Source organism: Nocardia sp. CDC159 (assembly GCF_023740735.1).
Lineage (GTDB): Bacteria > Actinomycetota > Actinomycetes > Mycobacteriales > Mycobacteriaceae > Nocardia > Nocardia pulmonis.
On the sequence record NZ_JAMRXH010000006.1, the window covers coordinates 103,777 to 116,174 of the forward strand.

General features: G+C 68.2%; 13 protein-coding genes. 9 read left to right on the plus strand and 4 right to left on the minus strand.

Annotation, left to right across the window (positions count from 1 at the left end; translation table 11 throughout):
- Nucleotides 1-24 precede the first annotated feature (24 nt).
- The 6 genes from NDR87_RS15355 to hisG all read left to right on the plus strand — a co-directional run bounded on the left by NDR87_RS15355 (nt 25) and on the right by hisG (nt 5,878).
- Nucleotides 25-813 (plus strand): methyltransferase domain-containing protein, encoded by a 789-nt coding sequence (locus tag NDR87_RS15355; RefSeq protein WP_251913778.1) that lies wholly within the window; start codon nt 25-27, stop codon nt 811-813.
- Between the two features lie 313 nt (nt 814-1,126).
- Nucleotides 1,127-1,963, plus strand: coding sequence for an arpA protein (locus NDR87_RS15360; RefSeq protein WP_251913777.1), 837 nt, complete (start codon nt 1,127-1,129; stop codon nt 1,961-1,963).
- Between the two features lie 13 nt (nt 1,964-1,976).
- Nucleotides 1,977-2,807 (plus strand): class I SAM-dependent methyltransferase, encoded by an 831-nt coding sequence (locus NDR87_RS15365; protein WP_251913776.1) that lies wholly within the window; start codon nt 1,977-1,979, stop codon nt 2,805-2,807.
- The gene (locus NDR87_RS15370) at nt 2,804-4,621 is read left to right on the plus strand and encodes a choline/carnitine O-acyltransferase (RefSeq protein ID WP_251913775.1); all 1,818 of its coding nucleotides are present in this window, start codon (nt 2,804-2,806) and stop codon (nt 4,619-4,621) included. Before NDR87_RS15365 ends, NDR87_RS15370 begins: the two co-directional genes overlap by 4 nt.
- An 89-nt stretch (nt 4,622-4,710) precedes the next feature.
- Nucleotides 4,711-4,974 (plus strand): phosphoribosyl-ATP diphosphatase, encoded by a 264-nt coding sequence (locus NDR87_RS15375; protein WP_251913774.1) that lies wholly within the window; start codon nt 4,711-4,713, stop codon nt 4,972-4,974.
- 52 nt (nt 4,975-5,026) lie between these two features.
- The gene (hisG, locus tag NDR87_RS15380) at nt 5,027-5,878 is read left to right on the plus strand and encodes an ATP phosphoribosyltransferase (protein ID WP_251913773.1); all 852 of its coding nucleotides are present in this window, start codon (nt 5,027-5,029) and stop codon (nt 5,876-5,878) included.
- A 7-nt stretch (nt 5,879-5,885) separates the two neighbouring features.
- On the opposite strand, the gene NDR87_RS15385 is transcribed toward hisG, so the two are convergent.
- The gene (locus tag NDR87_RS15385; protein ID WP_251913772.1) at nt 5,886-6,749 is read right to left on the minus strand and encodes a RecB family exonuclease; all 864 of its coding nucleotides are present in this window, start codon (nt 6,747-6,749) and stop codon (nt 5,886-5,888) included.
- Nucleotides 6,750-6,830: 81 nt separating this feature from the next.
- On the opposite strand from NDR87_RS15385, the gene NDR87_RS15390 reads away from it, so the two are divergent.
- On the plus strand, nt 6,831-7,664 hold the full coding sequence (locus tag NDR87_RS15390; protein ID WP_251913771.1) for a tRNA (adenine-N1)-methyltransferase: 834 nt from the start codon (nt 6,831-6,833) through the stop codon (nt 7,662-7,664).
- A 39-nt stretch (nt 7,665-7,703) separates the two neighbouring features.
- Here the strand turns inward: NDR87_RS15390 and NDR87_RS15395 are convergent, their stop codons facing one another.
- Complete coding sequence (locus NDR87_RS15395) at nt 7,704-8,090, minus strand: hypothetical protein (RefSeq protein WP_251913770.1); 387 nt, start codon at nt 8,088-8,090, stop codon at nt 7,704-7,706.
- Nucleotides 8,091-8,431: 341 nt separating this feature from the next.
- Between NDR87_RS15395 and arc the strand changes: the two genes are divergently transcribed.
- Nucleotides 8,432-10,192: a proteasome ATPase gene (gene arc, locus NDR87_RS15400; protein WP_251913769.1), complete on the plus strand. Its 1,761-nt coding sequence runs from the start codon at nt 8,432-8,434 to the stop codon at nt 10,190-10,192.
- A gap of 257 nt (nt 10,193-10,449) precedes the next feature.
- Here arc and NDR87_RS15405 read toward each other — a convergent pair whose 3' ends face one another.
- Both NDR87_RS15405 and NDR87_RS15410 read right to left on the minus strand, forming a co-directional pair.
- Nucleotides 10,450-10,593 (minus strand): hypothetical protein, encoded by a 144-nt coding sequence (locus NDR87_RS15405; RefSeq protein ID WP_251913768.1) that lies wholly within the window; start codon nt 10,591-10,593, stop codon nt 10,450-10,452.
- 114 nt (nt 10,594-10,707) lie between these two features.
- Nucleotides 10,708-11,949 (minus strand): helix-turn-helix transcriptional regulator, encoded by a 1,242-nt coding sequence (locus NDR87_RS15410; RefSeq protein ID WP_251913767.1) that lies wholly within the window; start codon nt 11,947-11,949, stop codon nt 10,708-10,710.
- A 26-nt stretch (nt 11,950-11,975) separates the two neighbouring features.
- Here NDR87_RS15410 and NDR87_RS15415 point away from each other — a divergent pair, with 26 nt between their 5' ends.
- Nucleotides 11,976-12,395 (plus strand): GAP family protein, encoded by a 420-nt coding sequence (locus tag NDR87_RS15415; protein WP_286013583.1) that lies wholly within the window; start codon nt 11,976-11,978, stop codon nt 12,393-12,395.
- The last annotated feature ends 3 nt before the right edge of the window (nt 12,396-12,398 follow it).

Here is a 12,398-nt window from a genome sequence, read left to right on the forward strand (position 1 = left end):
GTCGAAACGAAGATTCCTCTCGAAGTGAGCAGCACCTGGGCCCTCGGTGACTTCCACCGGTTCGCCAAGACGGCCCTGGGCGAGCTGGGTCCGCAACTGGTGACCGCCTGCGGGGTCGGGCCCGGCATGCGGGTGCTCGACGTCGGGACCGGGTCGGGAACGGTCGCGATCGATGCCGCGTGGGCCGGGGCCGAGGTGGTCGGCACCGATATCAGCGAGCAGAACTTCTCCGACGGCCGGCTCGAGGCGCTGGCCCAGGGCGTGGAGATCGACTGGATCGAGGCGGATGCCCAGGATTTGCCCTTCCCGGACTCGTCCTTCGACGTGATCACCTCCTCGGCCGGGGCGATCGTCGCGCCCCGCCATCAGGACGTCGCCGACGAATTCGTCCGCGTCGTCCGACCCGGTGGCACCCTCGGCTTGATCGCCTGGACGCGCCGCTCCTGGATCTGCGAAATCCTGGCCACCCTGGCCTACTACGCCCCGCCGCCCCCCGACGCACTGCCGCCCTGGCTGTGGTCCAACCGCGATCACGTGCTCTGGCTGTTCGGCGACCGCATTGCCACCCTCGAGGCCACCACCCGCAGCTTCCGCCTCACCGCCCCCAGCCCCACCCACTTCATCGAATTCTTCGAAACCTCCTTCGCCCCCATCCAAACCGCCTTCGCCGACCTGCTCGACCACCCCGAGCGCGCCGCGGCCCTGCACGCCGACCTCCTCGACCTCGCCGCCCGCTCCAACCTCGGCGCGCCGGGCGCGCCCGCGGAGTACCTGTTCGAATACGAGCTGATGCGGGCGACCGCGACGGCGTAGCGCCGCTCGACGTCCATGTCGAGACCCATTGAAACGTCGGGTGTTCGGCCGTCCGGGTGGTTTTCCGTCCGCATCCGGCCGAGCTACCGCTCGGCAGGTCGCTGTCCGGTGTGTCGGTTGTGGGGGCGAATAGATCCGACCGGCATTGCTACTCGGTAGTTTGTGAGGTCTCCCAACGATCTGATCAAATCGGCCGTGCGGGCGGTGTGGGCGGGTCACAATGGTCGGCATGGTGGCGGGCGACGGGGGTTGGGTAGACACGTGTGCCTCGGAAGGGGATGGGGGAGAGGCGGATTCGGCGGCGCTCGCGGCGGTGGTGGATACCGGTCGGTATCCGCTGGGTGAGGTGAGCGGGGTGGGGCGGCGGACGGTGGTCGAGCGGGCGCGGGCGGAGCTGGCGGCCCAGGGGTGCACCGTGCTGCCGGGGTTCGTCCGGGCCGAACTGCTGGAGACGCTGCGGGCCGAGGGTGCCGCGCTGGCGCCGCGGGCGTACTACACGGTCGAGCGCGTCAACGCCTACAACATTCCGCTGGATACCGAGTTGCCGCCGGATCATCCCGGGCGCATCGTGCTGGAGCGCGGAAATGCCTTCGTGGCACGGGATCTCATTCCGCGCCACGCGCTGATCCAGGTTCTCTACACCAGTCCGGTGTTCCAGCGGTTCGTGGCCGACTGCTTCGGGCTGGCCGAATTGCACGAGTACACCGATCCGCTGGCGGGGCTGTGTTTGAACGTGGTCGCGCCCGGCCAGTCGCATCCGTGGCATTTCGATACCAACGCGTTCACCGTCTCCCTGCTCACCCAGGAGCCCGAGGGCGGGGGAATCTTCGAGTACTGCCCGAACATTCGCACCCCGGAGGCGGAGAACCTCGCCGATGTGCGGGCGGTGCTGACCGATTCGGGGGAGCGTTTCGTGCGCCGACTGCGCCTGCGGCCCGGGGACCTGCAGCTGTTCCAGGGGCGGTTCTCGCTGCACCGGGTCGCGCCGGTCACCGGGGACATCCAGCGGCACACGGCGATCTTCGCCTACAGCGAGCGGCCCGGAATCATCGGGACGGTCGAACGCACCCGCCAGCTGTTCGGGCGGGTGCTCGCGGATCACGTCGTCGCGGCCGGGAATTCCGTGCGCGGCGATCGACTACTCGACTGAGAGGGACCTGCCCGTGCCGGTTTCGTTGCACAGCACCGGAAAAGCCTCGTTCGACGACATCTACGATCGCCCCGACCCCAGCGCCTACTACGGCCGACTGGCCGAATTGGACTACTGCATACCGGAATTGGCGAAACCGCATTTCCACGGGTTGTTCGCCGAGTGCGCCGCCACGCTCGGCCACCCGCCGACGGTACTGGATCTGGGCTGCTCCTACGGCGTCAACGCCGCCCTGCTGCGCTTCGACGCCACCATCGCCGAGCTCGCCGAGCACTATCGATCCGGCGACACCGCCGCTCGGATCGCGCGCGATCGCGACCGGCTGGCCGGCGTCGACCACCAACCCGGCGTGCGGTTCATCGGTATGGACGCCTCCGCGCCGGCGCTGCGGTATGCCGCGGCCGCGGGCCTGTTGCACGAGGTGGTGCATGCCGATCTCGAGGTCGCCGATCCCACCGAGCCGCAACGGCAGCTGCTCGCCTCCGCCGATGTGGTGATCTCCACCGGCTGCATCGGCTACATCAGCGAGCGCACCCTGCTGCGCGTGGCGCGCGCACACGGCCATCGGCTGCCGTGGATGATGCATTTCGTCATGCGCATGTTCGACTTCGAGCCGATCGGCCGTGAGCTGGCGCGGATCGGCTACCGCGTCGAGCGCCGTCCCGGCACCTTCCGGCAGCGCCGTTTCGCCTCCGCCGACGAGCAGAAGCAGGTGCTGAAGGCCCTGTCGGACAGGGGGATCGACCCGACCGGCCTGGAGGCCGACGGCTGGCTGCACGCCGAACTCCATATCTGTCTGCCCGACGACCGTCCCACTCCCCACCACCGCGAGGACCGCCCGTGACCGACCGTACCTTCGCCTTCGACGATCAGCTGCCCCGCGTGCCGCTGCCCAGCCTGGAGGACAGCTGCGCGCGCTTCCTGCAATGGTGCGCGCCGCTGCTGACCGAGGCCGAGTACGCCGAGACCGAGGCCGCGCTCGCCGATCTGAAACGACCCGACGGGCCCGGCCGCAAGCTGCATGCCGATCTGCGGCGCTTCGACGCCACGCCCGGCGTGACCAGCTGGCTCGACGAGTTCTGGCCCGCCCGGTATCTGGGCCGACGCGACCGGATCGCGTTGAACGCCAACTTCTTCTTCCTGTTCCGTGACGACACCGCGCTGGCCCGGTCCACCTCCGAGCAGCAGGCCGAGCGGGCGGCGGCGATCGTCTCCGCCGCGGTGAACTACAAGCTGCTGCTCGACGACGAGGCCATCCCGCCGGTCACCCAGCGCGGACAGCATCTGTCGATGGCGCAGAACAAATACCTGTTCTCCGAGACCCGGATTCCGGGCGATCCGCAGGACACAGTGCGCGTGCCCTACAGCGAGGAGTGGCCCGGCCCCTCGCGCGCCCGCCATATCGTGGTCTTCCACCGCGGCAATATGTTCCGGATGGACGTGATAGGGCCGAACGGTGTGCCCTATACGCCCGGCGATCTGGCCGACGGGTTGCGGGCGGTGCTCAAGGCGGGCGCCCGCCGGGCGTCGACCGAGACGTCGGTGGGGCATCTGACCACGCTGGCCCGCGCGCAGTGGGCGGGGGTGCGGTCGGCGCTGCGGACCGAACCGGCGAACGTGACGGCGTTCGACACCATCGAAACCGCCCTGTTCTGCGTCTGTCTGGAGGATTTCGCCCCGCGCGACACCCTGCACGCCTGCGACCAGCTGCTGCACGGTGACAGCGCCAACCGCTGGTTCGACAAGGCCGTGTCGTTCGTTGTCTTCGCCGACGGCCGGGCCGGAATCAATGTCGAGCATTGCGGCCTGGACGGCACCACCATCCTGTCGTTCGTCGATACGCTGCTCGAGACACCGGTGAGCGAGCATGCCGAGCGGTCCGGGGCGCAGCCGCAGGGGCTGCCCGCGATCGAACCGATCGAATTCGTGCTCGACGAGCTGGTGCGCGCCGAGATCTCCTCGGCCGCCGCGGCATTCGCCCAGTTCGCTGCCGACAATGCCACCGCGATCGTGTCGTTCGAGGATTTCGGTACCCGGCGCGCCAAGGCGCTGGGCATCTCGCCGGACGCGTTCGCGCAGCTGTCGTATCAGCTGGCGCATCGGCGCAGCAAGGGCCTGACCGGGGCGACCTACGAATCCATCGCGACCCGCCAGCTGCGCGGCGGGCGCACCGAGGCCATGCGCGTGGTCACCCCGCAGATCGTGGAATTCGTCGCGACGATGGGCGATCCGGCCGCGGATACGGCGACCAGGCTGGCCAGGGCGCGCGCCGCCGCCGACGCGCACGTGACCCGCGCCAAGGAATGCCAGCGCGGCGACGCCCCCGAACAGCACCTGTGGGAGCTGCAGCTCATCCAGCGCCGCCGCGGCGAACAACTCGACGCGACCGAGCCCATGCCGTTCTACGACAGCCCCGGCTGGCGGATCACCCGCGACGACTACCTGAGCACCAGCTCCGCCCCCTCGGTCAACGTCCAGTACTTCGGCTTCGGCTGCACCAGCCGCAAATGCATCGGCGTCGCCTATGTGCTGCTGCCCGACCGCTGGAACATCTACCTCGCCACCCCCACCGAGGTCGCCGACCAGATGCACGAATTCGCCGCCCAGTTGCGGGTGGCCGTGGGCGAGCTGGCGGAACTGCTGGCGAGCGCGGGGTAGTCCGGGCGGACATTGCCGACCAGGCGCCGCCCGTGATCTTGGACAACCGAGTGCGGGCGGTACCCGGCCGTCTGAAACAATGCCTACCCGTGAAGACTTTCGAAACCCTGTTCGCCGAGCTGCAGGATCGTGCGGTCAACCGTCCGGAGGGATCCGGGACCGTGGCGGCATTGGACGCCGGTGTGCATGCGCAGGGGAAGAAGGTATTGGAGGAGGCCGGTGAGGTGTGGCTGGCGGCCGAGCACGAGAGTGACGAGCACCTCGCCGAGGAGATCTCGCAGCTGCTGTATTGGGTGCAGGTGCTGATGGTGGGCCGCGGGCTGCGGCTCGAGGACGTGTACCGACATCTGTGATCGAGGCACTGTCGTGAACCCCGCTCCTCAGCCGTCCGGAAAGGACAATCCCATGCTCCGCGTCGCCGTCCCCAACAAGGGCGCCCTCTCCGAATCCGCCGTCGAGATCCTGTCCGAGGCCGGTTACCGCAAGCGCACCGATTCGCGCGATCTGTCCGTGCTCGACAATGCCAACCAGGTCGAGTTCTTCTTCCTGCGGCCCAAAGATATTGCCATCTATGTGGGTTCGGGTGAGCTGGATCTGGGTATCACCGGACGTGACCTGGCGCTTGATTCGGGTGCGCCGGTGCAGGAGCGGCTGAGCCTGGGGTTCGGCCGCTCCACCTTCCGCTACGCCGCCCCGGCGGGGCGTGAATGGAAGGTCGAGGACCTCTACGACAAGCGCATCGCCACCGCCTATCCCAATCTGGTGCTGCGCGATCTGCAACGGCGCGGGATTCAGGCCGAGGTGATCCGGCTCGACGGCGCGGTGGAGATCTCGATCCAGCTCGGCGTCGCCGACGCCATCGCCGATGTGGTCGGCTCGGGCCGGACGTTGCGGCAGCACAACCTGATTCCGTTCGGTGAATCGCTGTGCGATTCGGAGGCGGTGCTGATCGAGGCGGCCGGTTCCGATCACCGCGACCGGGCGCGCAATCAGCTGGTCGCGCGGGTACAGGGTGTGGTGTTCGCGCAGCAGTACCTCATGCTCGACTACGACTGCCCGAAGGAGCTGCTCGACGCCGCGGTCGAGATCACCCCGGGCCTGGAGTCGCCGACGGTCTCGCCGCTGACCGATCCGGGCTGGGTCGCGGTGCGCGCGTTGGTGCCGCGCAAACAGGGCAACGATGTGATGGATCAGCTGGCCGAGCTGGGGGCGAAGGCGATCCTGGCCACCGATATCCGGTCCTGTCGGGCCTTCTGACCGGTTTTCACGCCTGGGAGGCGGGCCAGCCCGGGTACGGCGGCGGCGTGCCGCCGTACGCCGGGCACAGGGGTTTGTAGTCGCAGAACTCGCACACCCAGCCCGGATTGGGCGGGAAGTCGCCGGTGCGCCCGGCCGTGCTGATCGCCGCCCACAGCGCCGAGACGATTCGCTCGAAGCGCAGCAGCTCGTCCGCGTCGGGGGTGTAGGTGAGGATCTGCCCGTCGGTCAGATAGAGCAGCCGCAGCTGCGCCGGGACCACCCCGCGCGCCCGCAGCATGATCAGCGCGTAGAACTTCAACTGGAACAGCGCCCGCCCCTCGCCCTCCAGTCGGGGGGCGCGGCCGGTCTTGTAGTCCACCACGCGCAGCCGACCGCCCGGGGCGATATCGATCCGATCGACGTAACCGCGCAGCGGGGAGCCATCGGGCAGCGCCACCTCGATCAGCGCCTCGCAGGATTCGGGATCGAAGGCGGTGGGGTCCTCCAGTCGGTAGTAGCCGCGCACCAGTGCGCGCACCTCGTCGAGGAAGGCGTCCGGGCCGTCGGGGACCAGCGCACCCACCTCGGGGCGTTCGGCCAGCAATCGTTCCCACGCCGGGGCGACCAGCGCGGCCGCGCGCTCGGGAATGCGTTCACCGCTCGGTAACCGATACAGCGATTCCAGCACCGCGTGCACGACCGTGCCGCGCACCGCATACCGCGCGGGCGGCTCCGGAATCCGATCTATCGCCCGCAATCGGTATTTCAACGGACATTGTTTGAAATCGCTTGCCCGCGACGGCGACAGCGCGGGGCTGTGTCTGTCGGCGCCATAGGAGGCGTCGGGATTCGCGGACCCGGGCGGGGTCGGCGTCGGCGGCGCTGTCATACCTGGCAGGCTATCCGGGGGCACCGACAAATCCGGCACGCCCGCACCAACCTGGAAAAAGACGCAGCAGAACGGAGATCCATGACGGCCAGACGGACCGGTCCATTCACCACCGGTGACCGGGTGCAACTGACCGATGCCAAGGGCCGCCAGCACACGGTCGTGCTGGAGGCGGGCAAGGAGTTCCACACCCACAAGGGCCCGATCCGCCACGACGACCTGATCGGCGCCGACGAGGGCTGCGTGGTCCAATCCGCCAACGGCACACCGTATCTGGCGCTGCGCCCGCTGCTGGTCGACTATGTGCTGTCGATGCCGCGCGGCGCGGCGGTGATCTATCCCAAGGACGCCGCGCAGATCGTGCACGAGGGCGACGTGTTCCCCGGTGCGCGGGTGCTCGAGGCGGGGGCCGGTTCCGGCGCGCTGACCTGCTCGCTGCTGCGCGCGGTCGGGCCCGAGGGGCAGGTGGTCTCCTACGAGATCCGCGACGACCATGCCGAGCATGCGGTCCGCAACGTCGAGCGGTTCTTCGGCGAACGCCCCGCTAACTGGAGCCTGACGGTCGGCGACGTCGCCGAGTACAGCGGTGAGCAGGTCGATCGCGCCGTACTGGACATGCTCAAGCCCTGGGAGGCGCTGCCCGCGGTGGCCAAGGCGCTGATTCCGGGCGGTGTGCTGATCGTGTACGTGGCGACGGTCACGCAGCTGTCGGAGGTGGTGGAGGCGCTGCGGCAGCAGCAGTGCTGGACCGAGCCGCGGGCGTGGGAATCGCTGATCCGCCCGTGGCACGTGGTGGGGCTGGCGGTGCGGCCGGAACATCGGATGCAGGGGCATACGGCGTTCCTGGTCAGCGCGCGCAGGCTGGCCGACGGCGTGACCCCGCCGAAGCCGCAGCGCCGCCCTTCGAAGGGCTGAGAGCGGCGCCGCGGCCGGGAGAAGCTGGGGGACAGGCGGTTACGCCTGGCAGGGGGCCATGCCCATGGCCAGGATCTGGCAGGCGCTGGCGTCGGAGAGCTGCCAACCGGCCGAGGTGTGCTGCCAGGTCATCGGCATGGCCGGGGCCGGACCGTGCGGGGAGGTGATGACGACCTGGGCGGTGGCGGTGTCGCCGGTGGTCTTGACGTCGGAGACGGTGAACAGGATCTTGCCGTAGTTGGCCAGGCCCTTGGTCATGGTGTCGATATTGGCGGCCCGCTTCTGCCCGTCGACGACCAGCTTCTCCTTGTCGGCGGTCGGCTTGGCCGGATCGACCAGGCCGTCCAGGGTGGCCTGCAGCGCCTCGGGGGTGGGTGTGGCCGCGGCGTGATCGCCCGCCCCGCTGGAGGCGGTGATGCTGGTCACAGCGCTGTTGGGGGTACTACCGGCCGGAGCATCGTTGGACTTGTCGGACCCACAGGCCACAATGCCCGTAACGGCGAAGGCGGCGAATGCGGTAGCAACGGAAACACGAACAGTGCGTGCAACGTTGCCACTACAGCGGGTACCGCCGGTGGGAAGGAGCATCGAACACACCTTTCGGTCGGTCCGGCGAATTAACTCGCCGGAAACAGGTTAGGGCAGGCTAACATGGTTGCTCGGCCGCAGGCCGCAGCCGAGATGTGATCACGACGAAACCATGTCGGAAAGCGAGAACGGTTCGCGCCCGGTAGCGTTGATAGACCGGGACTGGGAGGAGCAGCATCATGAGCCCCATCGAGAATTCGGATTCGGCGGCCTGGAGGGAACTCGAGGCAGTACGCGCCGAGGCGGCTGCACTCCGAAGGCAACTCGCCGACTCTCCGGATCGCACAAGGGAATTGGAAGCGCGTATCGATTCGCTGACGATTCGCAACACCAAGCTCATGGACACCTTGAAGGAGGCCCGCCAGCAGCTGGTCGCCCTGCGCGAGGAGGTCGATCGGCTGGGCCAGCCGCCGAGCGGCTACGGCGTCCTGATCGGTGTCTACGACGATCAGACGGTCGACGTGTTCACCTCGGGGCGCAAGATGCGGCTGACGTGTTCGCCGAATATCGACACGTCCACGCTGCACTACGGGCAGACCGTCCGCCTCAACGAGGCGCTCACCGTGGTCGAGGCGGGCACCTACGACCAGACCGGTGAGATCGGCACGCTGCGCGAGGTCCTCGACGACGGCCGCCGCGCCCTGGTGGTCGGCCACGCCGACGAGGAGCGGGTGGTCTGGCTGTCGGGCCCGCTGAGCTCGCTGGTGGACGCCGACGACATCGAGGATCCGGATCAGCCGATCCGCAAACTGCGGCCGGGCGATTCGCTGCTGGTCGACACCAAGGCGGGCTTCGCCTTCGAGCGCATCCCCAAGGCCGAGGTCGAGGACCTCGTGCTCGAGGAGGTGCCCGACGTCGACTACGAGGACATCGGCGGCCTGTCGCGCCAGATCGAGCAGATCCGCGACGCGGTGGAACTGCCGTTCCTGCACAAGGATCTGTTCCGCGAGTACGCGCTGCGCCCGCCGAAGGGCGTGCTGCTCTACGGTCCGCCCGGTTGCGGTAAGACGTTGATCGCCAAGGCCGTCGCCAACTCGCTGGCCAAGAAGATCGCCGAGGCGCGCGGTGAGGACGCCAAGGAGGCCAAGTCCTTCTTCCTCAACATCAAGGGTCCCGAGCTGCTGAACAAGTTCGTGGGCGAGACCGAGCGGCACATCCGGATCATCTTCCAGCGGGCGCGGGAGAAGGCATCCGAGGGCACTCCGGTGATCGTGTTCTTCGACGAGATGGACTCGATCTTCCGCACTCGTGGTTCGGGCGTGTCCTCCGATGTGGAGACCACGGTCGTGCCGCAGTTGCTCAGCGAGATCGACGGCGTCGAGGGCCTCGAGAACGTCATCGTGATCGGCGCGTCCAACCGCGAGGACATGATCGACCCGGCCATCCTGCGACCCGGCCGTCTGGACGTGAAGATCAAGATCGAGCGCCCGGATGCCGAAGCGGCCCAGGACATCTTCTCGAAGTACCTGGTCGAGGGGCTGCCGCTGCACGCCGACGATCTGGCCGAATTCGGCGGCGACCGGTCCAAGTGCGTGAAGGCGATGATCGAGCGCGTCGTCGAGCGCATGTACGCCGAGAGCGAGGACAACCGCTTCCTGGAGGTCACCTACGCCAACGGTGACAAGGAGGTCCTGTACTTCAAGGACTTCAACTCCGGCGCCATGATCCAGAACATCGTCGACCGCGCCAAGAAGTACGCCATCAAGTCGGTCCTCGAAACCGGCAACCCGGGCCTGCGCATCCAGCATCTCTACGATTCGATCGTGGACGAGTTCTCCGAGAACGAGGACCTGCCCAACACCACGAATCCCGATGACTGGGCCCGCATCTCGGGCAAGAAGGGCGAGCGCATCGTCTACATCCGCACCCTGGTCACCGGCAAGAACGCCTCGGCGAGCCGAGCGATCGACACCGAGTCGAATACGGGGCAGTACCTGTAGTTCACTCACCGAAAGGGCCGCGCTTCCGTTGGGTGCGCGGCCCTTTCGTATGCTCGATCACTCGCTTGCCCGTATGGCGACAGCAGGAGGGATCCGGCAACCGACCAATCGCGCGATGGACGCGAGCCGAACGGAACAGAGTGTGAGCGGATGCGCTTCGTGGATGAGGCGCAGTTCGAGCGCGCGCTCGGGCGTCAGGCCGGTGGGCCATATGTCGCAGCGGTATTCGGCGATGCTGTTGGCGGCATGTAGGACCATCATCGGTCACGCTCGGGATGCTGTTCGCGCCAGCGCGCGATGATGCGGTCGACGTCCTCCTGGATGCGATTCTCGATCGTGTGCGGTTCTCCGTCGAGACGGTCCCGTGATGGGTGCGCGCCGGGAATCGGGTCGGGAAACATCTGCGCTCCTTCGCTGTTCGTCGGTTCTCGCTCCTGAACAGCGTGCGGTAGCTGTCCGGCAGGGAGGGGTGCGCTGTGCGGCACCGACGGGAGGGGTGCAGTGCGCGCGCTCGATCAGACGGGCAGTCCGAGACTCTCGGCGAGCGAGCGCGCTCTGCGGCTGATGAGAGCGCCACCGCGGTCCACGGTGTCGGCGGTCATCTGGCGGGCCGTCGGTGAGTAGCGCACGGAATCGGCGGAGGTCACATATGCCTGCTCGAGCCAATGCAGCGCGGCGGCGTAGTCGCGGCGCTGGTGGTAGGACCGGGCGATTTCGACGCCGAGTCGTCCGCGGCGCTCTCGGCTGGGGATCTCGTCCGGATCGATGGCCTCGGCATGCGTCCGGGCGTCGCAGGATTTGGACAGATCGGCATCGATCGATACGGCGTGCAACTTGACATTCGACGTGCCGAACATCGTCCACGGGTGGTGGTAACGCTCGCCGAGGCGTGCCGCCGTTGCGCGTGCGGCGTCCCAGTATCGCCAGGCGTCCCCTTCGCGTCCGGCCCGGGCGGCCGTTACCGCCGCATGCAATTGGAGTGCACCGTACATGCCGCGAATGTCGTCTTCGGCATCTTCGAGTCGCGGTTCCAGCAGGGCCGCGACATCACGTGTCAGGGTCAGCGCGGCGTCGGTGTCGCCCACGGATCGCTGCACCATGCCCAGCGTCCATCCGGCGCTGGCCAGTGCCGCCGGAGTATCGGCTTCTTGCGCTGCCGTCAGGGCGCGGTCGGCCGCCGTCCAGATCAGATCCGTCTCACTGGCCCACACGACTTCGTGCTGTACCAGGGCATAGACGTCGGCCAGCACCGCATTGGCGGCGCGACGATCAGGCCCTTCGGTGATCCGGGCCGCAACACGAGCGTCGGTGACGAGCCGGGGAAGGATACGGCCGACATCCGTCCGATGCCTGCGGGAGTGGTGCCACAGCCGCCAGGCATCGGCCGTCCTGGACGTCAGCGCCGGGACGTCGACGGGCCCGGCGGGGACCACCAGCAGCGGATCGCGGACGGCCGCGCGGATCGCGGGCACGGCGTCGTGCGGAATGCGCGCGAACGAGGCCACCGGGATGGATGTCGCACCGCCCAGATCCATATCGATTCCGGCGAGCACGGCGACGTCGCCGACCGCCAGCGCTTCCGCCAGTTTCCCCAATTGCGGCAACCGTGGCGGCAACCGAGTACCCCGCTCGATCCCCCTGAGCCACGACGCGGACATGCCGACGAGGCCAGCCAGGACCGGCCGACTGAGACCCCTGCGCTGCCGCAGAATCTGGATGCGCTCACCGGTCCGCTTACCGGCGAGATCGTCGAGCACTCTGTCCAGCGTAGCCGGGAAGGGGATTGCACGGCACTCATCGATCGGTTCGAATCCGCAACGAAGGCAGGGTCCAGCGGTGGCGGGCGCGCGCCATGTCCGGCAGCGGCAGCGCCACCGGCCTGATCAGCCTGGCACTGCTGGCCACCGCCCTCGAGGTCGCGACCATGCTCCCGTACCTGGCCGCGGTCGGCCTCATCGCCAACGCCGACCTCGGCTGGCAGGCAACCGGTGCGCTGCTCGCCGGTTACTGCCTCCTCATGATCCTTCCCGCCCTGCTGCTGTCGCTGGCGCGCCTCGTCGCCCATCGGCGTGTCGACCCGATCCTGCAGCGCATGAACCGCTGGCTGATCCGCAACAGCGCCAAGGCCATTGGCTGGACCGTCGGCGGTATCGGGATCGGGCTGGCTCTCAACGCCGCCGTCGTCCTCGTGGTGCAGCCCTGAGTT